Genomic DNA, 20,659 nt, shown 5'->3' on the forward strand with positions numbered 1-20,659 from the left:
TCCGACAAAATCAAAAGACAACAAAGACGAGCATGTGGAGTTTTAAAAATATCTGGTTCCAGATCCACTGGCTGATCGGCATCACCGCAGGCACGGTGCTGATCGTCATTGGCCTCACGGGCGCCACCTATTCCTTCCAGGACGAAGTGCTGGACTGGGCCAACCCGGGGACCGCCAGCGTGCCGGTGCAGCAAAGCGCGGCGCTGACGCCGCCCCAGCTGCTGGCGGCAGTGCGGGCCAGCGGTGAGCAGCGCCGTATCGACCGCATTACCTTGTATGCCGAGCCCGGGCGCAGCGCCCAGCTCGCCTTTGCGCCGGAGAAGGGTGAGCGCCGGGGCCAGAGCGTCTACCTCAACCCCTACACCGGCGCCCAGCTGCCGGCACAAAGCGGCCGCGAGTTTTTTGAATGGAACGAGCGTCTGCACCGCTGGCTGCTGCTGCCGCGCGACGATGGCAAGCCGATAACCGGCAGCCTCTCGCTGTGCCTGCTGCTGCTGTCGCTGTCGGGCCTGTACCTGCGCTGGCCGGCCAAGCCACTGTCCTGGCGCAGCTGGCTCACCTTCAATGTGCGGCGCAAGGGCCGGCCGTTTCTCTGGGGCCTGCACTCGGTCGCCGGCACCTGGGTGCTGGTGGTCTATGTGATGCTGACCCTCACCGGCATGTACTGGGCCTTTGATGCGGTGCGTGCGCCGGTGGACCGCTGGATGGGCGCGCCCTCCCGCGCAGCGGCCCGTGCCGAGCAATCGGCCGCGCAAGAGGCCGCCCGCAAGGCGCCGCCACTGAATATCGAGCCCGCTACGCTGGAGCCTGCCTGGCAAGGCTTTACGCAGCTGGCCAGCCAATGGCAGTTTGCGCAGATGCGCCTGCCCCAGCGCGCCGACCAGCCCGTGCAGTTCAGCTGGTGGGGCGCCGATGCCCCGCATGACCGGGCACGCAACCAGTTGAGCCTGAGCCTGGACGGCAGCGTGCAGCGCGACGACCGCTTTGCCGATCTGCCCGCCGGCCGCCGTGCGCTGGCCGCCATCTACCCGCTGCACACCGGCACCTATTTTGGGATGACGGGCCGCATCATCGTCACCGTTGCGGCGCTGATGATGCCGCTGTTCGCCATCACCGGCTGGCTGCTGTATTTGGAGCGGCGCCGCAAGTCCCGCGCCGCCGCCAAGGCCCAGCGCGCGCTGCTGGAGGGCGATGGCCCGCAGCCCAGCCCCGCTACCGGTGCCAACACCGGCGCCAGCATTGCCGTGGTCTACGCCAGCCAGGCAGGCCATGCCCAGCAACTGGCCGTGCGCACCGTCGCGCGCCTGCGCAGCGCCGGCCTGGCCGCGCAACTGCTGCCCGCCGCCAATCTGGACATGGCCCAGCTGCAGCCGCAGCGCCAGCTGCTCTGGGTAGCCAGTACCTTTGGCGAAGGCCAGCCACCCGACAGCGCCCGCCGCCTGGCGCGCCTGCTGCAGCAGGCCGAGGGCACGCCATTGGCGCACCAGCGCTTTGGCATGCTGGCCCTGGGGGACCGCCAGTACAGCCAGTTCTGCGGCTTTGGCCTGGGGCTGGCTGCACAGCTGGAGCGCCTAGGCGCCCAGCCCGTGTTTGCGCCCATCACCATGGATGCCGAAGACGACAGCGCCTGGCAAGCCTGGCTGCAGGCCCTGGCCGCGCACTGGGGCGTGAACGCCGCACCCGCCACAGCGGCAGACAACGCCGCTGCCAGCGTGGCCGATTCCGATGCGCCCGACGCCCTCTTCCTGCCCGCACAGCTGCTAAGCCGCCACCACCTCAACCCCGGCAGCAGCGGCCAGCCGCTCTACCAGGTGGAGCTGGCCTTTGCGCCTGCGCAAGCGCTGCAATGGCAGGCCGGTGGCCTGGTCGAGGTCAAGGCCGCACACGCGCCCGCCCAGGTCGATGCCTGGCTGCAGGCGCAGCAGCTTGATGGCAGCGCAGCCGTGCAATGGCGCGGCAGCGCCAGCAGCTTGCGCGATGCGCTCAGCGCCTCCGAGCTGCCCACGCTCTCGGCCCCTGCCACATCGGCCCAGGCCGTCGCCGACCAGCTGCATCCGCTGGCCCCGCGCAGCTATTCGCTGGCCTCCCTGCCGGCCGATGGCCGCATTCGCCTCTATGTGCGCCAAACCCTGCGCGAGCAGCCAGGTGCTGCCCCGCAGCTGGGCCTGGCGTCGGGCTGGCTCACGGCGCATGCGGCGCTGGGCAGCAGCATCGCGCTGCGCCTGGTCGACAACCCCGGCTTTGCGCCGCTGGTCGGCGATGCGCGGCCCGCCATCTTCATGGGCAATGGCTCGGGCTACGCCGGCCTGCGCGGCCACCTGCGCCACCGTATCGCCCAGGGCCAGTTCGACAACTGGCTGGTCTTTGGCGAGCGCCGCCGCGCCCATGACTCCTATGCCGAAGACGAGGTCTGCGTCTGGCAGGCGCATGGCCAGATCGAGCGCGCCGACTACGCGTACTCGCGCGACGCCCGTGATGCCCGCGTGCAGGCCGCTGGGCAAGGCCCGCACTGTTACGTGCAAGACGCTTTGCGCGCCGCTGCCGAACCGCTCAAAGCCTGGCTGGCCCGTGGCGCCGTCATTTACGTCTGCGGCAGCTATGACGGCATGGCCACCGGGGTGGACCAGGCGCTGACCGAGCTGCTGGGCGAAGAAGGGCTGAACGCGTTGATTGACGAGGGGCGGTATCGGCGGGATGTGTATTGAGTGGCGAGGCCCTGGCGGGCCGACCGCCACACCCAAAACTAGACGCAAACAGGGCAGTGCTTTTAAGCACTGCCCTTTTTTCTTGCGCCTTAGGTTGACGGTGCTCGCTCAACCTACGGTCCTCTGGTTGCACAAAACTTGATATTCCTAGGACCGGACCTGCAGAGCCTATGGAAGCTGCGTCCTCAACCTGTCCCACCAAGTCGGCGGGATGCGGATGAGATGCTGCGCTTCATCCCCCCACATAAACTGCTCACAGGCTCCCTTCGGGCATATCCAGTGGGGACGCGGAAAATAATCATTATATGCAGAGTACTGAATGATCATAAGACCATTTTCATTATCGTAGATCCGCACCATATATAGCTTATCAAAATTCAATACAATTTCTCGCAATAGATATCGTTTTGCAATATACCGACCATCGTCCGATGGATATTCAGAAATTAAAATCGCGTTTCTTTTTTCATAAATTTTAAGCCAGTTATATGAAACAAAAGCAGCTGACATCAGAAGAAATATCGCTATTTTAAGTGGCTTCATAGCATTGAAAACGAAATATCCACCTGATCAACTCTAGAGTCAGAAAATACCAAGAAATCCATTCCTCTTCCACTTTTGATTCTATAATCTCTTAATGAACCATTGGTAAACATACTGCAGAACGGGGCCACCCCAAGCCGATAGACCTCGCTTTCGGTCCAACAGGCCAACCACTGGAAGCCTGAAAAATCAAAGACATCTCTGATATAAATCTCGACTTCCGAAATATAAATAAACCCGTCTGCCACCACCGCTTTACGAATCGCCGCCATCACATTAAATCTTCCCAATGCGGCTGCCAGCGCATCTGGCGTCTCAAATATACTTCCTTGCCTATACCTTTGAAATTGCCACTTGAAGTGCAAGCTCTTAATATCCAAATGGGAATTATCGATCACTAAATTTGTCTTCTCTGAAATCACTACATTCGCAAAATTTGCCAAAATTCGTTTTTTTATCGCATCTCGCGCTTTGGGCGTATTAAGTATTGTTTTCAACTGATTGATGGCATTGATCGCCCTCGGAAAGCTCTCAACCCAGTCCATGGTCACTATTCCAGTGCTGTAGGCGCCGTACTCATCAGCAGATATACTTCCATCTGCTGCTGCTTCTGTCATTACTTTCGCGGCCCCGTTCAGCCGAAATTCCATCAGATTGGCGCCCTGATGCCAGCCTTTTTTACGCATCGTACTGGGTATATCCTCAGGCCCATACGCTAGCGATTCGGCAATTCGATTAATGTCGTCCACGCCACCGTTCATCATCGACGGCGAAAGAGGATGGGCTATCTCCCGCAAAGCACCAAATTTTTCGGCAACATTGGAAAAATTGTGCATTCCAAGCGGACCGGGTACCCGGCAGTATCCAGCGACGCCATGGGCACCGGGGGCATTCGGGTGGATGAACTCAGAACTATCCACCAACGACTGAAATTCCCTGAAGTAAGTCATATGAATTCCTTTAAAAGGATCCAATGCTACTATCAAATAAATATGATCGATAGCTTTTTACAACTCATCTCAAAGGCCTGCAGCTAAGGCCGGATAAGCTGGTGCCCTTCTCCCTTCTGACTGCGTCCGCCATGCCTCCAACCCCACCCCCTCTCGCCATCCGCCCCCTGGTCGATGCCGACCTGGCCGCGCTGCTCGCGCTGTACACCCATCTGCACCCTGCAGACGATGCCCGCCCGCCGCAGCCGGAGGTTCAAGCCATCTGGCAAGGCTTGATGGCGGATCCCAGCAATCGGTACCTGGGCGGCTTTGTCGGCACGCAGTTGGTCAGCAGCTGTGTGCTGCTGGTCATCCCCAACCTCACGCGCGGCTGCCGGCACTATGCCTTGATCGAGAACGTCGTCACCCATGCCGACCACCGGCAGCGCGGCTATGGCCGAGCGCTGCTGCATGCAGCCCTGGCGCATGTCTGGGACAAGAACTGCTACAAGGCCATGCTGATGACCGGCAGCAAGGACGAGAGCACCTTGCGCTTTTATGCCGACGCAGGTTTTGACGGCCATGACAAGCAGGCCTTCGTAGCGCGGCCTCCCGCATGAAATCCACAGCCTCCATCGTCCTGGCGGCCAGGGTGTTTGCGCTGGGCTTTTTCGGCCTGACTTTGTACTGCTCAGCGGTCTATCTGCTGCTGCGTGATGTTCTCGGGCTGCAGATGGTGTTCGGCGGGCTCTACCGCATGTTCATGTACCACGCCAAACATCCCTTCCAGTACATCGCCCTCTTCTGCGCGGTGTTTGCGGCGGGCTTGGCGTTGATCTTGGGTTGCTGGCCGAGATCAAGGCAGTGGCCGGCTTGGGCGTTGACGGCGTTGGTGCTGCTGCTTACCTTACTGCTAGGCTCCGCCTTGGGTGGTGCGCTGTGGTCGCTGCACGATATGCAGGCGGGGTATTTCCCGCCGAGCCACCGCCTTTGGCAGCAGGTGGGTTGGGCGATGCCATCACCACGCCAGCGCCTGTTGAGCGAGATGTGCTACTGCCAGCTGCTCGTTGGCCTGGGTGCGCAACCCGTCCTCCAGAAACCAAGCTGCAGACAAGGCGGCATGGGCCATCACCCATCTGAGCAATCGCTGACGCTCCAGCCCTGCAACGTCGATCACTATCGCCAACTGCCTCGCAAAGCGCAGCGGGTCAGTGCTAGTTTTCAGGTCAGGGTTGCACAGAACATTCACGTAGTCGTAATAGCGTTCACCCCTGACGCGCTTGGGATCTATCGCAAGCCAGCCACGCTGATCGAAGTCCAGGATATTGCTATGGTGTGCATCTCCATGCAGGACGACCTGCTCACGCTGATCACACAGCAGCGCACGGGCCACCCATGCGCATTCCGCCATCAGACTTCCTTCCCGCTGTGCCATAGGCGCTAGCGATCTAAAAAAATCCGCCAGTGGCAGCAGATTTTGAGGTGGCGCAGAGGGTCTGTTTGCATGCAGTTGGCGAAGGGTGAGGCAGGTACAGGTAGTCGCTGCGTCATCTTCCCCCTCTAAAGCCATGCGCAGTAGGTGCTTTGTGCCTGTTGCCCGCTCCATCAGCAGCGCTCCTGAATCCGGGTCGCGGGCATAAATGCGAGCAGCGCCTTTGCCATCCCACCATTGAAGGACTTGGCCGCCGATGCGTTCGTCAAGGTTTTGGCTGATTTTGATCATCGCCAGAAGGCCTTCCTGCGTCCCGGAGAGCCTCACAGGCAGAAGCTGACTGGTAGGGGTCACAAAGGGCTTACCAGCGGGCTGTGCGTTCCAGCGTTGCAGGTAGGCATCGAATAGGCTGAGGTCGGACATCCCTCTGATTTTCGTAGAAGCTGCATGGCTTGCCGCCATAAGGACCCGTCACGCTGATGCGCGCGTGTGATTCATCCCGGCAATCTTGCAGCCCTGGTTGTCCGCCAGGGCACGATCGCCGAGGATCCTCTGAGCACAGATTCTGCAATCGCTTCGCGCCTAGTCCTTGGGCACAAGTATCTTCATGACGGCCGACCCCGTCAGCACCGACTCGTCGCCCACAAAAATTGCGCCTTGTACAAAAGCAAGCGATGCCGTCGCGCGCACAACATGTCCACGCGCCTCCACAAAGGCCCCGGGGTGCACAGCGGCTACGAACTGGCAATCCATCTGCACGGTGACACAGGTTTTTCGCTCGCAATGCTCCCAAGCAATTGCACTGAGGGCATGGTCCATCAACGACATCAGAAAGCCGCCATGGACTATGCCGGCTGGGTTGGCGTGCCTGGCACTTGTGAGCACGCCGTAGCGCCACGCAGTGCCAACCTTCTTCGTCCAAAGCGGGCCAATGGTTCCCACAAAACCCGGCAGATCACGCTGCTTCCAACCTGACATTGCAAGAGACGGGTCGTTGATGCTTTCATTCATGGTTGTCTACCTTTACGCCAGGAATTGCGTCAGTGATGCAGCATGTCCCTGAAGCTGTTTGGCGACCTGCTGGCCTTGCGTGACTGACAGCCCTTCAGCCATCCCTGCTGCGACCAAGGAATGGGTCATCCGGCCAAGACGGTCCAGCACGGGAATGGCAATGACCACAACACCTGTGATGTAGTTGTTGCGGTCGATGCTGAAGCCTTTCTTCCGAACCGCTTCGACCTCCGCGCTCCACACCTCAAAGTCTGGCGCCTTGTCCCAGCGTAGGGCCTTGAACTTCCGCTCCAACTCCTTCGGGCTCGCAGCGCTGTACGCCGCAACAAGGCGACCCGTTGCGCTGATGAGTGCAGGGAATCGGCTTCCCACATCCACGTGAAGGCTGAAGGGTGTGTGCGATCGAGACAGGGCAAGAACCACCATGTGCTCCAGGCCGGAGACCTCCACGCCGATCGTGGTCAGACCCCAATCCTCTGACACCTGATCGAGCATGGGCTGAACCAAGGTGGGGAAAGGATTGCGCTCAATCACGCTCTTGGCCAGCGTCAACATGCCCACGCCCAGCGAATAGCGCTTGGTCTCAACGTCCACGCTCACCAGGTCTTCCGCAACCAATGCACGAAGGATGTGCAAAGCCGTGCTGGTGACCAGCCCCAGCTCTTCTGAGATCACTTTCAAGGTCAGCGGACTAGAGGTTTTCCCCAGGAGACGAAGGATGGAAACTGCCCTTGTGACCGCAGGCACATCGCGGATGCGTGCGCCATCTTTAGCGGGTTTTTCTTCTGTAGCCATGGTTTTTCTTCGCTCCTTGTAGCAGGGTTTTCTGCCCACATTCTGGCAGAAAGCTTCGCCTTATTTTAATTGTACTAATACAATTGATAGACGCCATTGACAATTTTAGAGATGTGGCGCAAAGTGAGTCCAACACAGACGGAGACATGAAAGCACCATGACAAAGCTGACCGACTACACCTCGCATGCCGATGCGCAAGCGCATTGTTCCAACCAGAAACTCTGGGAACTTTTCGATGGCAACCGGGAGAAGATGAACATCGCCCATGAGTGCCTGGACCGCCATACAGGAAAGGGAAACACGGCCGTCATCCTGGTTCGGGCAGATGGGAGCAGCCAGGAGATTTCGTTTGATGAACTGGCCGCTGCCGCTTCGCAGTTCGCTCACCTGCTTGGGCAACGCGGCATTCGTAAAGGGGACCGCGTAGCGGTGATGCTCGAGCCGTCCTTCGAGTTTTATGCCGTGATGTTCGGTGCCATCAAGTTCGGCGCCATCGCAGTTCCCCTGTTCACCTTGTTCGGACCAGACGGCATCCGCTTGCGTATTGAAGACTGCAAGCCGCGCATGGTGGTCACCAACACTGAGAAGGCCCCCCTGGTTCCATCCGCCGAAGACCTAGAAGTCATCGTCGCAGACGACTCCTTGCTGGCCCGCCTGCGCACGCTGCCCAGCACGTTTGAAAGTGACACCAAGGCCGATGACTTGGCTATCTTCCAGTACACATCGGGCACAACCCGCGAGTTGCCCGACGCTGTCAAGCACACGCATCGCGCCATCGTGACCTTGATGCTGGCAGCGCTTTATGGCACGGGCATCCGTCCTGGTGACCGCTTCATCTGCCCGTCTTCACCAGCCTGGGGCCACGGACTGTGGCATGGCACATTGGCACCGCTCGCGCTTGGCGTGACCATCGGCGCGTACTCAGGCAAGTTCAATGGCGAGCGTCTGCTGCAAGCGCTGGATGAGCACCGCTTCAGCAACATTTCTGCAGCAGCCACGCACTATCGAATGATGCGTAACTCCGGCGCTGCATCCAAGTTCGACTACTACCTCGAGAAAATTTCGTTTACCGGTGAGCCCATCGACAGTGAGACTGCGCGCTTTGTCGAAGACACCTTTGGCCGCCCTGCCTGCAGCATGTATGGCACGACGGAAATCGGCGTCTGCCTGGTCAACTATCCGGGTGCCGCTGACTTTCCCGTGAAGTCTGGCTCCCTCGGCAAGCCCGTTCCGGGCCTCAAGGTGGAGGTGCAAGACCCCCATGGCAAGCCTTGCGAACCGGGGGTCACGGGGGAGCTCAAGCTCTGGCGCAACGGCGATTGGTTGGCAACGAAGGACCTGGGGCGCATCGATGAGGATGGCTACTTCTGGCATGGAGGCCGAGCCGACGACGTGATCATTTCTGCGGGCTGGACCATTGGCGCCGTCGAAGTCGAAGACGCCATCCTCCAGCATCCCGATGTCCGGGAGGCCGCCGCCATTGGTTCGCCAGACGCTTTACGCGGCCAGGTCGTCAAGGCCTTTGTCGTGTCGCCCCGGCCAGGCAGCGACGCATTCATAGAAGAAATTCAAAACCTCGTCCGTACGCGGCTGAGTCAGCACGAATACCCGCGCCAGGTCGTATTCGTCGAAGAGCTTCCCAAGACCCCAGCAGGGAAAGTCCATCGCAAGAAGTTGCGCGAACAAGATGCCACCCCCGTGGCAACCATCTGATTTTTTACCACCCAAAGAAGAGGAGACGACATGACTGTTCAAACCGAACGTTCCTTCCCAAAAATCACCGATGCAGGCCTTGACGACCTCCGCGAGCGCATCGGCAAAAAGATTGGTGCCACCGCAGAGCCATGGTGTTATGAGGCCACCCGCGACAACATCCGCCACTACGCCCACGGAATCGGCGATGACAACCCGCTGTGGTGCGACCCGGATTACGCGGCCAAAACCAAGCACGGTGGCATTCTGGCGCTGCCGAGCTTCCTCTTCTCCACCAGCCGTATCGTCTCCGGTTATGTGGGCGGCCTGCCCGGGGTGCATGCCATGTGGTCCGGTGCCGATTGGACCTGGCACAAGAACGTGAACCGCAACGATGAAATTCGCACCGAGGCTTACCTCAAGGACCTCATCGAGCACCAGACCCGATTTGCCGGCCGTGCCATCCAACAGGTCTACCACGTGGACTTCTTCAACCAGGAAGGGGACAAGGTCGCCGAAGCGGACAGCTGGTGCTTCCGTACCGAACGAGACCATGCGCGGGAGGTCGGTACAAAGTACAAAGATGTGCGCGAGCGCCAACCACGACGCTATACCCCCGAAGAGATTGGCGAGGCATGCAAGCTCTACGCCAATGAGGAAGTGCGTGGCGCCGTGCCCCGTTACTGGGAGGATGTCGAGGAAGGGCAGCCTCTGCCAACGATGTTCAAGGGACCGATGACGGTCACAGGCTTCATCGCCTATGCCCAGGGCTGGGGCGGTCTCTACATCCGTGCCAACAAGCTCGCGTGGAAGCTCATTGATGCGCATCCTGGTGTCGGCATCACCAACCGCTTCGGCATCCCCGACGTCCCTGAGCGTGTCCACTGGGAAGAGGACTTTGCACTGGAAGTGGGTGCCCCTGGTGCCTACGACTACGGCCCCGAGCGTACCTCTTGGCTCACCCACCATCTGACCAACTGGATGGGTGATGACGGTTTCCTCCGCAAAGCCCATTGCAAGATCCGTCGCCACAACCCAGAAGGCGACATGCTGTTCATCAAGGGCCATGTCACCAAGAAGTGGGTGGAGAACGGCAAGCACCTGGTTGAGATCACCCAGGAGGCGCGCAACCAAGACGACGAGCTGTCCGTCCTCGGCTCTGGCGTCATCGAGCTCCCATCGCGCAGCTAAGGACCACAGGCCACCAGCGCGGCGGGGCCCTCGCGATCAGGCGGCTCCGCCCATCGCGATGTGTCTCGCCGCCATTGCCGGCCCCGCAGGGCCAGCATTCCTTCCCAACTGGAGGTCTGATGTGACAAATAGACATGAGGACAAGTCGCCAGCAGCTGCGCTCCAAGGCCTGCGCGTGCTCGACCTTTCTCGGGTACTCGCGGGGCCGCTGTGCGCCCAGATGCTGGCCGACCATGGGGCCGACGTTATCAAGGTAGAGCCACCAGCGGGCGATGAAACGCGCAAACTGGGCCCCCCTTTTGCCGTCACGGGCGATGCCGCCTACTACACCGCCGTCAACCGGGGCAAGCGTGGCGTGGTGCTTGACTTGTCGACCAAGTCAGGACAAGAGGACCTGCTGGCGTTATTGGACGGCATCGATGTTTTGATTGAAAACTTCGTCCCTGGAACCATGGCTCGGTGGGGGCTCGACTATGAAAAAGTACTGCAGCCACGCTTTCCAAGGCTGGTTCATTGCACGGTGTCGGGATTTGGGAGTGATGGACCTTTAGGCGGCCTGCCAGGCTATGACGCGGTGCTCCAAGCAATGTGTGGCCTGATGAGCATCAATGGCGACATGCAAAGTGGGCCCACGCGTATTGGCATTCCCATCGTTGACCACCTCACAGGTTACACGGCGTTCTCTGGAATCCTGCTGGCGCTCTATGAGCGGTCGCGCTCTGGCATGGGCCAAAGAGTCGACGCTGCGCTCTTCGACGCTGCGATGAGTTTGCTGGTCCCACATGCCGCAAACTGGATGTACTCACACCAAGAACCCAGACTCCTTGGCAGCGCACATCCAAACATCAGTCCCTACGACAAATTTCTGTGCACCGATGGCTACATTTTTCTGGGCATCCTCAACGACCGCCAGTTCAAGCGCTTTTGCGACCATGTCGGATTGAGCCATGTGCTGGAAGACGAACGGTTTTTTAGCAATGCCGGTCGCCTTCAGAACAGAGATGCCCTGCGGGAACTGATTGAAGTGGCACTCAGCAGTTTCTCTCGCGACCCATTGTGTGCCGAGCTCATGGGCTGCGGCGTTCCAGCTGGCCCTGTGAACTCAGTCTCAGAAGCGTTTGCCCAACCCCATTCACGCCACCGCAAGATGACCGTCGAGCGCGATGGCTACCACGGCATTGGCGTACCCGTGAAGCTATCCCGAACGCCTGGCTGTCCAGGATCGAATCCCCCGAGATTTGGTGAGCACACCGCAGCAATCTTTCACGAAGGAGGTGTGCCACCTACCTTGACCTGCGCCTAGGGATCCACTGCAAAACTCCCTGCCGTGGTCTGAGCGCGGCCTCGGGCGATCCGCGTCCATCCCGCTTGGCGAGGGTTATGCAGAAGATCCCTAGTTGCGCGATGCCCCCGGGTGCGGGCAGAACTGCATCTGACACGCAGTTGGCACCTGACCATAAAACCGAAGGAGACAACCATGAGAGTTAGCACGTTCATCGGAGGCGTCGTGGCCTCGCTCGTGATGCTGCAGCCGAGCATCGCACAAACCTACCCCGCCAAACCCATTCGACTGGTAGTCCCCTACCAAGCCGGACAAGGAACCGATGTTGCAGCACGGCTTGTCGCTGAGCATCTGGGCAAAACCTTGGGTCAGCCCTTTGTCGTGGACAACCGCGCAGGCGCTGGCGGCAACATTGGTGCGGCAGAGGTCGCTCGGGCAGCGCCGGATGGCTACACCCTGCTGATGGGAACCAACGGCACCCATGTACTCAATAAGTTCTTGTATGCCTCCATGCCTTTTGACCCAGAAAAGGACTTCGAACCCATTGGCCTCGTCAGCACGTTTCCGATGGTGGTCATTGCGAACCCTGCAGCACCCTACGCAGGAATCGGTGACCTGCTCGCCGCCGCCAAAGCCAAGCCAGGTTCTGTCGATGTCGCCCTGCCAAGCACCACCGCCCGCCTGGTCTTGGAACTGCTGCAAGAGAAAGGAAAAGCGTCCTTGCAAAGCGTTCCCTACAAAGGCTCCGGAACCTCCATGACCGACATCATTGGCGGACAGGTGAGCGTTGGCATCGACACGGCCAGTGCCGTTCGCTCATTCGTCAGCTCAGGCAAACTCAAAGTGCTTGGCGTCACCTCACTGCAGCAGTCTTCGCTGTTGCCGCAGGCCCAGACGGTGACGTCTCAGGGACTCGATGATTTCCAAGTTATCGCGTGGAATGGGCTGTATGCACCACGTGGAACGCCGCCGGCTATTCTGCAGAGGCTCAGCACAGAACTCGGCAAACTCCTGGCCCAGCCTGACGTGCGCCAGCGGCTTCTGGAGCTTGGCCATGAACCCTCGAATGGCCTTCCAGAAGAGCTGAAAACCTTTGCCGCTAGCGAGCGCGTCAAATGGGGCCCTCTGGTCAAGAACGCCGGACTGAAAGTCGACTGAATTCAACAGCGCCCCCGCCTGCGTCGCTCAGCCATCTGAACAAGCAGTTCGCGGGGTCCCATGAACGCCAAGCCCAGGGCTGCTGGCTGAGACCCAGTTTGATGGTGGGGTCCAGTCGTTGGCAACAACGGCTTCAGGGTCGCTTCTGGCGGTAAGCGACATCCGGACCCCAAATGCAAGCTTGAGGGTTGCCGGCCATGCTCGCCAACCCCGCACAAGGTGACAAGCCAACCCACCACGCTAAGCAGCACTTGCTTGCCAACTCCCAAAGCGTTCTCCAGTTCACACCAGCGGGCCATATCCAAATCACACCAAGAACCGCCCCTCCACACCGCAATCACCGCGTCTGCATCCCACACCTGGACACACATATAATAAGAACCATTCTCATTCCGTGACATCCTCCACACCATGCACCCCGGCACCGGCATCCCGCCCTCACCCTCCGTCGATCCGGTGCAGGCCCTGTACGAGGCGCACCACAGCTGGCTGGTCGCGCGCTTGCGGCGCAAGCTGGGCTGCGCCTGGGATGCGGCGGATTTGGCGCAGAACACCTTTGTGCGCGTGCTGGGCACCCAGCGCCAGCAACTGCAAGAGCTGCTGGAGCCGCGCGCCTACCTCACCACCATTGCGCAGCGCCTGCTGTCCAACCACCTGCGGCGGAGGCAGATTGAGCGCGCCTACCTGGATGCGCTGGCCCTGCTGCCCGAGCCCGTGGCCCCGCCGCCCGATGCACAACTGATGGTGCTGGAGACCCTGGTGGCGATTGACCGCCTGCTGGGCGGCCTGCCCGTCGTTGCCCGCAAGGCCTTTTTGCTGTGGCGGCTGGAGGATTTGACGCAGGAAGAGATTGCCCAGCAGCTGGGCATATCGCGCACCAGCGTGCGACGCCACCTGGCCGCAGCGGCAGAGCGCTGCTATTTTGCGGACCAGGCCTGAGATGGCCGCGCCCGACAAGCTGCCCGGCGCACTGCCGCTGGGCGCACAAGCTATGCCAGCTGCCATGCCAACCACCATCCCCCCTGCCGTGGCCCAAGCCGCCGTGCGCTGGCTGCTGGATCTGGAGCCTGGCGACAGCAGCACCGCCCGCCGCAAGCGCCAGCAATGGCAAAGCTGGCTGGATGCCAACCCGCTGCATGCCCAGGCCTGGCAGCGCATTGCGCAGGTGGATGGCCAGTTGCGCGGCGTGCCCACGGCGGTGGCGGTACAGACCTTGGCATCGCCCGCCTTGTCGCGCCGCCATGCGGTGCGCCTGGCGGTAATGCTGGGCGCCGGTGCCGGCGGCTTGCTGGCCCTGGGCCAAAGCCCGCTGGGCCAGCAAGCCTGGCTCAGCGCCAGCGCTGATCTAGCAACCGCCACTGGCGAGCAGCAGCGCACCGTGCTGGCCGATGGCACGCGCCTGCTGCTCAATACCGCTACGGCGGTGGATCTGCGCTACAGCAGCAGCGAGCGCCTGATCGTGCTGCGCGCTGGTGAGATCCAGATTGAAAGCGCTGCCGACCCCAGCCCCGACCCAGCGACCGGCCAGGCCCGCCCTTTGCGCGTGCGCAGCAGCCAAGGCTTGGCACGCGCCATTGGCACCCGCTTTACGGTGCGCCAGTATGCGGACGACACCCTGGTGCAGGTGCAAGAGGGCCAGGTCGAGCTGCAACTGCGCAACGACATAAGCCAGACCCTGCGCCTGGCTGCCGGCGAGCAAGGCCGCATCGCCACGCAGCAATTGCTGCGCGAAGCCACCGCCCCCGCTGCCGACCTGGCCTGGACCCAGGGCATGCTGGTGGCCGACGATATGCGCCTGGGCGACTTTATTGCCGAGCTGGCCCGCTACCGCCCCGGCCGCCTGCACTGCACGCCCGAGGCCGCAGCCTTGCGCGTATCGGGCAGCTACCCCTTGGCGGATACCGACAAGGTGCTGGCAGCGCTCAGCCGTGCCTTGCCTGTGCGCATCAGCAGCCGCACACGCTGGTGGGTGACGGTCGAAATAAACTAGTTGTCATACGCGCATCGCCAAGCGCTTCAAAAAAAATGTGGCCAATTGGCCCAACCCGCGTGTCAAGCCTTGCAGAAGTGCCGTAAAACCCTTTGCGGCGCGCTGCAACCAGCTTGTACCAACCGGGACTCTCCGCATGCTCCGCTCTCGTTTCTACGCCCCCGCCACGCCCCGTGGCACCGCGCTCTCCGCCCATCTGCTCTGCCTTGGCCTGGCCACCTGCGCCAGCCTGGCGGCATTGCCGCACAGCGCGCAGGCCCAGCCCTCTGCCAGCGCCCCTGCAACCCCAGCCGCCCGCAGCTACTCCATCCCCGCCGGCCCATTGGCCGCAGCGCTCAACCGCCTGGGGCAAGAATCGGGCACCCTGATCTCCTTCGCACCCGATACCGTTGCCGGCCTGCAAAGCCCCGGTGTGCAAGGCGCCGCCGATGTAGGTCAGGCGCTCAGCAGCCTGCTGGCCGGCTTGCCGCTGCAGGCCCAGCGCGATGCCAGTGGCAGCTATGTGGTGCGCCGTGTGGCACAAGCCGCAGCACCGGCTGCAGTGGCCGCAAGCGCGGCAGACGGCGCGCCCAGCATCACCCTGCCCGAGCTGCGCGTCACCGCCCAGGCCGAGCGCAGCGCCACCACCGAAGGCACCGGCAACTACACCATCCGCAGCACGGCGGCGGCGACCGGCCTGCAACTGTCGCCGCGTGAGACGCCGCAATCCGTCAGCGTGCTCACCCGCCAGCAGATCGAGGACCAGGGCATCACCAGCATTGGCGAGGCCGCGCGCCACATCACCGGCATCTCGGCCATCAGCTCCGACAGCGATCGCACCGATCTGGATGCGCGCGGCTTCTACATCAACAACTACCAGTACGACGGCGTGCCCACCTTTGTCGCCAATGACTTTTTTGGCGCGTCGATGCTCGACCCGATCCTGTATGACCGCATCGAGGTGGTGCGCGGCGCCACGGGGCTGATGACCGGCGCAGGCAATCCCGGCGCGTCGGTCAACCTGGTGCGCAAGCGCGCCAGCAGCAAAACCTTCACCGGCTCGGCCACGTTCAGCCTGGGCTCCTGGAACGAGCGCCGCGCCACGCTGGACCTGAGCACGCCCTTGACCGACGACGGCCGCATCCGCGCCCGCGTAGCGGCGATGGCCGATGAGCGCGACTCGCACCTCGACCGCTACCACACCCGCAACCGCGCGCTGTTGGCCACGGTCGAAGCCGATCTGACCCCCGACACCACCGCCTGGATCGGGCTGGAGCACCAGGCCAAGCGCCCCACCGGCGTTACCTGGGGTGGACTGCCCATGGTCTACCAGGATGGCAGCGCCACGCACTGGCCGCGCTCCTTCAGCATTGGCGCCGATTGGACCGAGTGGAACACCACCAGCAACACCACCTACGCCGGGCTGGAGCACCGCTTTGACAATGGCTGGTCCATCAAGGCCAACGCCAGCCGGCTGGATGCGGACTACACCTCCAAGCTCTTCTACCTGCTGAACGAGCCCGACAAGAACACCGGCCTGGGCCTGGGCCCCTACCCCAACTACTCGCGCCAAAGCTTTGCGCAAAACAGTGGCAGCCTACAGGCCACCGGGCCGTTTGATCTGCTGGGCCGCAAGCATGAGGCCGTTGTGGGCTTGACCGGCAGCCAGTCCAACTACACCTATGGCAACCATGCCTACACCGCCACACCGGTGGGCAATATCTTTGAATGGGATGGCTCCTACCCCGAGCCGGTCTGGGGCGCCTTCCGCCCGCTGGGTGATGACCGCACGCGCCAGACCGCCGTCTACGGCGCGCTGCGCCTGTCGCTGGCCGATGACCTCAAGCTCATCATCGGCGGGCGCGAAACCCGCTGGCAAAGCCAGAGCCTGACGGAGACGCGCAAGCACAATGTCTTCACGCCTTACGCCGGCCTGCTGTATGACCTCAACCCCACCTACACGGTCTACGCCAGCTATACCGATATCTTCCAGCCGCAGAACTACCAAGACGCGCAAGGCCGCTACCTGGACCCTGTGACTGGCAAATCGTACGAGGCCGGCATCAAGGCCGCCTACCTGGATGGCAAGGTCAACGCCTCGCTGGCCGTGTTCCGCATCGCCCAGGACAATGTCGCCGTGCAAGACGGCGACAACATGATTGGCGGCACCGGCAACCCAGCCTACCGGGGTGAGAAAGGCGTCACCAGCAAGGGCTTTGAGGCCGAGGTATCGGGCGAGCTGGCCCGGGGCTGGCAGCTGATCGCCGGCTTTGCCCGGGCCGATGCCCGCGCGGCCGACGACTCGCGCCTGCAATCGCAGCGCCCCAACAACATGGCCCACCTCTACACCACCTACCGCCTGCCGGGCAACTGGAGCGCCCTCAAGGTGGGCGGCGGCCTCACCTGGCGCGGTGGCACCTACGCCACCACCACCACCACATCTACCGATGTGGAAGCGCGCCGCGACCAGGGCTCCATCACCCTGGCCAGCCTGATGGCCAACTACGACATCTCGCGCCAGCTGTCCGTGCAGCTCAATGTCAGCAACCTGTTTGACAAGACCTACTTTGACTTTGCCGGCAGCCAGATCTACTACGGCGCACCGCGCAAGTTCACGTTGACGGCGAAGTACGACTTCTAAGCGCCCATCACAAGCCCGCTGATGCTGATCAGCGGGCTTGCTCCGCAACATCCACCAGCACCGCGCACAGCAGGCAGGCCTCGGAACCAATCGCCAGGCAGGTTTTTGCCAGCTCCCTTCTGGGTTGGCCAGGCTGCTGCACCGCAGGCCATCCGGTCTGCTCACTTTCTGCGCCACCGCCGCTCAGCTCGGCGGTTTCGGCATTGCGCAACCTGCGCACAAAGCCAAGCTCAGGCAGCGATCCGTCGATACAAACCACAGTTTCCCGCCATTACATTAATTTTCAAAAGCGGCGCGGAACTGTGCAAGCAGCCATGCAGGGGCGCACTTCAGATGCACACCTATGCTTGATTTGCTTTGAAGAAATAGATATCTATTTAGCTATTTAAATTGATGCTTTTTAAATAGTAGATACCTTTATAAGCTCTGTCGCTCTCTAAAAAACCACCAAGTGGTCAAACGCCACACCTTAAGTGCAACCACGCGTAGGTCCATGGCGTTGTTAAACGCACTATAAAAATCAAGGAAAAACAAGCACAGATACATCCAACTGGGCAGCACTGATTCCTACTATTTTCACATGTTACATATTTAACAATGGCGCATATGACTAATGATGCGCATCAGACATAGGCTTGCGCAATTAAATTCAGAAGATGTATAAATCCATGGCGAAGGTGACAGCGGACGACCATTCATTCAGTCGTAAGTAACGAAGACCAATAATAATTGGCAGCATCTTATTTGTTTGCCCGCTACATACACGTCACCCTAATCGCAATCTTTCGATATATCCAAGGAAACCTATGTCTTACCTCTACTTCAAGAAATATGTGCTTTTAGCAGGTCTCACTTTTTTGCCAGCCATAGCCTGGTCACAGTTCGTGGTGCCACCGGCTTTTCGAAATGCCGTCGAGCTGCAGTGGAACTTGACCGGCTCTGCACAGCTAACAGCGGCGTCTTCTCCGGGTTATGACGCAGCAGGGTCGGGTTGGTTACGTCTTACAGAAAATGCCCGTCAACAGACTGGATCTGCACAATACACCGGCGCAAGCTTCTCCGCAGAAGAAGGGGTGATTATAGATTTTGATTACGTGATGTGGATGACAGACGCTCCAACTGATCTCGCAGGCGATGGCCTGTCCTTTTATTTGTACGATGCGACTAAAGGAATGACAGGAGCCAAACACGGAGGGGATCTGGGTTACTGCGGCGGAGATGGTGGTTATCTGGGCGTGGGCTTTGATGCCTATGGCTATTTCTCTACCGATATTGCCTGCGGAGGCTTAGGCGACCCGAATACGCCGCGCATACCTAATACCATCGCGATTCGGGGACCGTTATCCAGCTCCAACACCTATCTTGCCGGCACGAATGTACCTGCACTCAATAACCCAGATGCCACTGCGCGCGCCGTTGACCGATCCGCACGCATCGTCCTGGTGCCGACTGGCGATGCCAATTCGCCCTTTTTGGTCAGCGTGCTCGACGGCCCAACCGGTGCACCCGCACCGATCATTACCGACCAACCCTTCCCTTATGCAGCGCCGCCCCAGCTCAGCATTGGTTTCTCAGCCTCCACAGGGACCGCAACCCAAATCCATGAGGTGCGCCTCAACAAAGTGGCCGTACCTGCAGATGTGCAGATCGACGTCGCGATGACCAGCCCCACCAGCCGGCGCCATGGCGATCCCGTTAGCTACACACTGAGCGTCAAGAACAACACGCTGAGCAACTCGCCCCTCTCCGCCAAGATCGATGTCCCGTCCAGCGCCCCGCTGATCAACGACCGCATTCCCGAGCTCAGCAACAAAACATGGACCTGCACCGCCAGCGGCGCAGGCACCACCTGCCCGGCAGCCAGTGGCAGCGGCGACATTGCAGACCTGGGCAACTACACCATGGGCCAGAGCGGAGAGCTGAACTTTGTTTTTCAGGGGGAGGTGGACCAAGCTGCCGTCTGCAATGCCTCCGTCGGCAATTCTGCAAGCGTCGATTTCACTCCCACCTCTGGCTTCGCAGACGAAGACCCTGCCAACAACCAATCCAGCAGCACCGCCTTTGTGGTCGATTGTCCAACCGACCCCATCAAACCTGTTCCCACCAAACCTGTGCCCGCCTTGGGCGTCTGGGGCCTGAGCCTGCTGTCCATGGGCTTGATCGGCTGGGGTGCCATCGCCCAGCGACGCAACCGCAAAGGCTAAAGCAGCAAGGATTGTCCGGCCAAACTGAACGCTGGCATCCACCGCCGCAGCCCGCAATCGCGAAGCAAGTACAAAACAGCCCGCTGATAACCAGCGAGCTGTTTTTGTTTTGGCCTACGGAGGGTGTCTCCGATCATCCCGGGGCTTACGACACTCCTGAGACTCCGCGCCCCCGACAAGGGGCCGTACCCAAATAGAAAAGCCCACTGAATAACCAGCAGGCTCGTCACAAGGGAGGTTCTGAATTCACAGCCTACCCATTCAAGGGGCTAAGGCAGCTCCTGAGACTAGGCGCACGGGCGTAGGCAGTACTGGAAGTACGACAAGCCCGAGCAACGACGTATCAGGCGCTGTATTAGCCCCGCCACCTTAAATCCATGGCACGCCGTAGTATTCGTTCACCTTGCGGCCATACTCGTCGTTGTAATCCTGCGTGGTCTCACGCGCATAACGGGGCGCGCCTTCCAGCTGTTCCTTGGTCAGCGACACGACATAGCCGCCCAGGCCCGTGTCGTACTTCAGCGTTTCCCAGGGCAGCGGGTACACATCGGTGCCCATACCCAGAAAGCCGCCGAACTCCATCACGGCATAACGGACCTTGCCGCTCAGCTTGTCCAGCAGCAGGCTTTCCACCGAGCCCAGCTTGTCGCCATTGGGGTTGTAGACCTTGGTGCCTTGCACCTTGTCGGAAGAGATGACGCTCGATGCGGTGTTAATCGTGTTCATAGGTTTCTCCTGTGTTGGAAAGCGGGATTGCAAAGGGGCCGATGCGGGGTGCTGTTGACAGCGCTTCCGTTGTGTCTCGGCCTTGGATTCAATGCTAAACAGCGGCGCTGGCGGGCCGGGTAGTCATCGCGTTCCGATAACCGTAGGACGGGCCGCACCGGTTTTGCAGGACGGGAAAAATCGCAGCAAGCACGGTGCGGGCGATACCCCGCCGTGCCAGGCGGGGCGCGCCTTGGCGCGGTTTTTTGGCCGTCCATGGTTGCCGCAGCAACAGGCCGCACATGCAAGCGATACATTCCGCGACTACAGTGGCCGCTACTCCTTGCGTCCAACGCAAAACGGGCAGCCCGAAGGCTGCCCGTTGCACGGCACTGCATAGC

General features: G+C 60.8%; 16 protein-coding genes. 10 read left to right on the forward strand and 6 right to left on the reverse strand.

Annotated elements, in window-relative coordinates:
* The first annotated feature begins 32 nt into the window (after window positions 1-32).
* Entirely contained in the window at window positions 33-2,705 is a 2,673-nt protein-coding gene (locus tag HS961_RS16785) for a PepSY domain-containing protein (RefSeq protein ID WP_182323935.1), read from the forward strand.
* 539 nt (window positions 2,706-3,244) lie between these two features.
* On the opposite strand, the gene HS961_RS16790 is transcribed toward HS961_RS16785, so the two are convergent.
* Entirely contained in the window at window positions 3,245-4,198 is a 954-nt protein-coding gene (locus HS961_RS16790) for a DUF6402 family protein (RefSeq protein WP_182323937.1), read from the reverse strand.
* 131 nt (window positions 4,199-4,329) lie between these two features.
* Here HS961_RS16790 and HS961_RS16795 point away from each other — a divergent pair, with 131 nt between their 5' ends.
* A complete protein-coding gene (locus HS961_RS16795; protein ID WP_182323939.1) occupies window positions 4,330-4,797 on the forward strand; it encodes a GNAT family N-acetyltransferase in 468 nt (155 codons plus the stop codon).
* A 398-nt stretch (window positions 4,798-5,195) separates the two neighbouring features.
* On the opposite strand, the gene HS961_RS16800 is transcribed toward HS961_RS16795, so the two are convergent.
* The 3 genes from HS961_RS16800 to HS961_RS16810 all read right to left on the reverse strand — a co-directional run bounded on the left by HS961_RS16800 (window position 5,196) and on the right by HS961_RS16810 (window position 7,415).
* Window positions 5,196-6,071 (reverse strand): aminoglycoside phosphotransferase family protein, encoded by an 876-nt coding sequence (locus tag HS961_RS16800; protein WP_327012002.1) that lies wholly within the window; start codon window positions 6,069-6,071, stop codon window positions 5,196-5,198.
* A gap of 120 nt (window positions 6,072-6,191) precedes the next feature.
* A complete protein-coding gene (locus HS961_RS16805) occupies window positions 6,192-6,620 on the reverse strand; it encodes a PaaI family thioesterase (RefSeq protein WP_182323943.1) in 429 nt (142 codons plus the stop codon).
* A 12-nt stretch (window positions 6,621-6,632) separates the two neighbouring features.
* Window positions 6,633-7,415, reverse strand: a complete 783-nt coding sequence (locus HS961_RS16810) for an IclR family transcriptional regulator (RefSeq protein WP_182323945.1) — start codon at window positions 7,413-7,415, stop codon at window positions 6,633-6,635.
* A 157-nt stretch (window positions 7,416-7,572) separates the two neighbouring features.
* Between HS961_RS16810 and HS961_RS16815 the strand changes: the two genes are divergently transcribed.
* The 7 genes from HS961_RS16815 to HS961_RS16845 all read left to right on the forward strand — a co-directional run bounded on the left by HS961_RS16815 (window position 7,573) and on the right by HS961_RS16845 (window position 17,349).
* Entirely contained in the window at window positions 7,573-9,129 is a 1,557-nt protein-coding gene (locus HS961_RS16815) for an acyl-CoA synthetase (protein ID WP_182323947.1), read from the forward strand.
* Between the two features lie 30 nt (window positions 9,130-9,159).
* Window positions 9,160-10,299, forward strand: coding sequence for an FAS1-like dehydratase domain-containing protein (locus HS961_RS16820; RefSeq protein WP_182323949.1), 1,140 nt, complete (start codon window positions 9,160-9,162; stop codon window positions 10,297-10,299).
* 121 nt (window positions 10,300-10,420) lie between these two features.
* Window positions 10,421-11,602 (forward strand): CaiB/BaiF CoA transferase family protein, encoded by a 1,182-nt coding sequence (locus HS961_RS16825; RefSeq protein ID WP_238347633.1) that lies wholly within the window; start codon window positions 10,421-10,423, stop codon window positions 11,600-11,602.
* Window positions 11,603-11,776: 174 nt separating this feature from the next.
* Window positions 11,777-12,739: a Bug family tripartite tricarboxylate transporter substrate binding protein gene (locus HS961_RS16830; protein ID WP_182323953.1), complete on the forward strand. Its 963-nt coding sequence runs from the start codon at window positions 11,777-11,779 to the stop codon at window positions 12,737-12,739.
* A gap of 411 nt (window positions 12,740-13,150) precedes the next feature.
* Window positions 13,151-13,678: a sigma-70 family RNA polymerase sigma factor gene (locus tag HS961_RS16835; RefSeq protein ID WP_182323955.1), complete on the forward strand. Its 528-nt coding sequence runs from the start codon at window positions 13,151-13,153 to the stop codon at window positions 13,676-13,678.
* Between the two features lies 1 nt (window position 13,679).
* Window positions 13,680-14,729, forward strand: a complete 1,050-nt coding sequence (locus tag HS961_RS16840; protein WP_182323957.1) for a FecR domain-containing protein — start codon at window positions 13,680-13,682, stop codon at window positions 14,727-14,729.
* 322 nt (window positions 14,730-15,051) lie between these two features.
* Entirely contained in the window at window positions 15,052-17,349 is a 2,298-nt protein-coding gene (locus HS961_RS16845) for a TonB-dependent siderophore receptor (RefSeq protein WP_412101662.1), read from the forward strand.
* Window positions 17,350-17,377: 28 nt separating this feature from the next.
* Here HS961_RS16845 and HS961_RS16850 read toward each other — a convergent pair whose 3' ends face one another.
* The gene (locus HS961_RS16850; RefSeq protein WP_182323961.1) at window positions 17,378-17,608 is read right to left on the reverse strand and encodes a hypothetical protein; all 231 of its coding nucleotides are present in this window, start codon (window positions 17,606-17,608) and stop codon (window positions 17,378-17,380) included.
* A 547-nt stretch (window positions 17,609-18,155) separates the two neighbouring features.
* Between HS961_RS16850 and HS961_RS16855 the strand changes: the two genes are divergently transcribed.
* Window positions 18,156-19,553, forward strand: a complete 1,398-nt coding sequence (locus tag HS961_RS16855; protein ID WP_182323963.1) for a lectin-like domain-containing protein — start codon at window positions 18,156-18,158, stop codon at window positions 19,551-19,553.
* A 369-nt stretch (window positions 19,554-19,922) separates the two neighbouring features.
* On the opposite strand, the gene HS961_RS16860 is transcribed toward HS961_RS16855, so the two are convergent.
* Window positions 19,923-20,279, reverse strand: coding sequence for a PRC-barrel domain-containing protein (locus tag HS961_RS16860; RefSeq protein WP_182323966.1), 357 nt, complete (start codon window positions 20,277-20,279; stop codon window positions 19,923-19,925).
* Window positions 20,280-20,659: the final 380 nt, after the last annotated feature.

Origin of the sequence: Comamonas piscis (assembly GCF_014109725.1) — a bacterium.
In the GTDB taxonomy this organism is placed as follows: Bacteria; Pseudomonadota; Gammaproteobacteria; order Burkholderiales; family Burkholderiaceae_C; genus Comamonas; species Comamonas piscis.

What these genes read in the sequence shown, in the direction of transcription:
- HS961_RS16785 (WP_182323935.1), top strand. Translation starts at nt 33, where the DNA reads ATGTGGAGTTTTAAAAATATCTGGTTCCAGATCCACTGGCTGATCGGC.
- HS961_RS16790 (WP_182323937.1), bottom strand. Translation starts at nt 4,198, where the DNA reads ATGACTTACTTCAGGGAATTTCAGTCGTTGGTGGATAGTTCTGAGTTC.
- HS961_RS16795 (WP_182323939.1), top strand. Translation starts at nt 4,330, where the DNA reads ATGCCTCCAACCCCACCCCCTCTCGCCATCCGCCCCCTGGTCGATGCC.
- HS961_RS16800 (WP_327012002.1), bottom strand. Translation starts at nt 6,071, where the DNA reads ATGGCGGCAAGCCATGCAGCTTCTACGAAAATCAGAGGGATGTCCGAC.
- HS961_RS16805 (WP_182323943.1), bottom strand. Translation starts at nt 6,620, where the DNA reads ATGAATGAAAGCATCAACGACCCGTCTCTTGCAATGTCAGGTTGGAAG.
- HS961_RS16810 (WP_182323945.1), bottom strand. Translation starts at nt 7,415, where the DNA reads ATGGCTACAGAAGAAAAACCCGCTAAAGATGGCGCACGCATCCGCGAT.
- HS961_RS16815 (WP_182323947.1), top strand. Translation starts at nt 7,573, where the DNA reads ATGACAAAGCTGACCGACTACACCTCGCATGCCGATGCGCAAGCGCAT.
- HS961_RS16820 (WP_182323949.1), top strand. Translation starts at nt 9,160, where the DNA reads ATGACTGTTCAAACCGAACGTTCCTTCCCAAAAATCACCGATGCAGGC.
- HS961_RS16830 (WP_182323953.1), top strand. Translation starts at nt 11,777, where the DNA reads ATGAGAGTTAGCACGTTCATCGGAGGCGTCGTGGCCTCGCTCGTGATG.
- HS961_RS16835 (WP_182323955.1), top strand. Translation starts at nt 13,151, where the DNA reads ATGCACCCCGGCACCGGCATCCCGCCCTCACCCTCCGTCGATCCGGTG.
- HS961_RS16840 (WP_182323957.1), top strand. Translation starts at nt 13,680, where the DNA reads ATGGCCGCGCCCGACAAGCTGCCCGGCGCACTGCCGCTGGGCGCACAA.
- HS961_RS16855 (WP_182323963.1), top strand. Translation starts at nt 18,156, where the DNA reads ATGTCTTACCTCTACTTCAAGAAATATGTGCTTTTAGCAGGTCTCACT.
- HS961_RS16860 (WP_182323966.1), bottom strand. Translation starts at nt 20,279, where the DNA reads ATGAACACGATTAACACCGCATCGAGCGTCATCTCTTCCGACAAGGTG.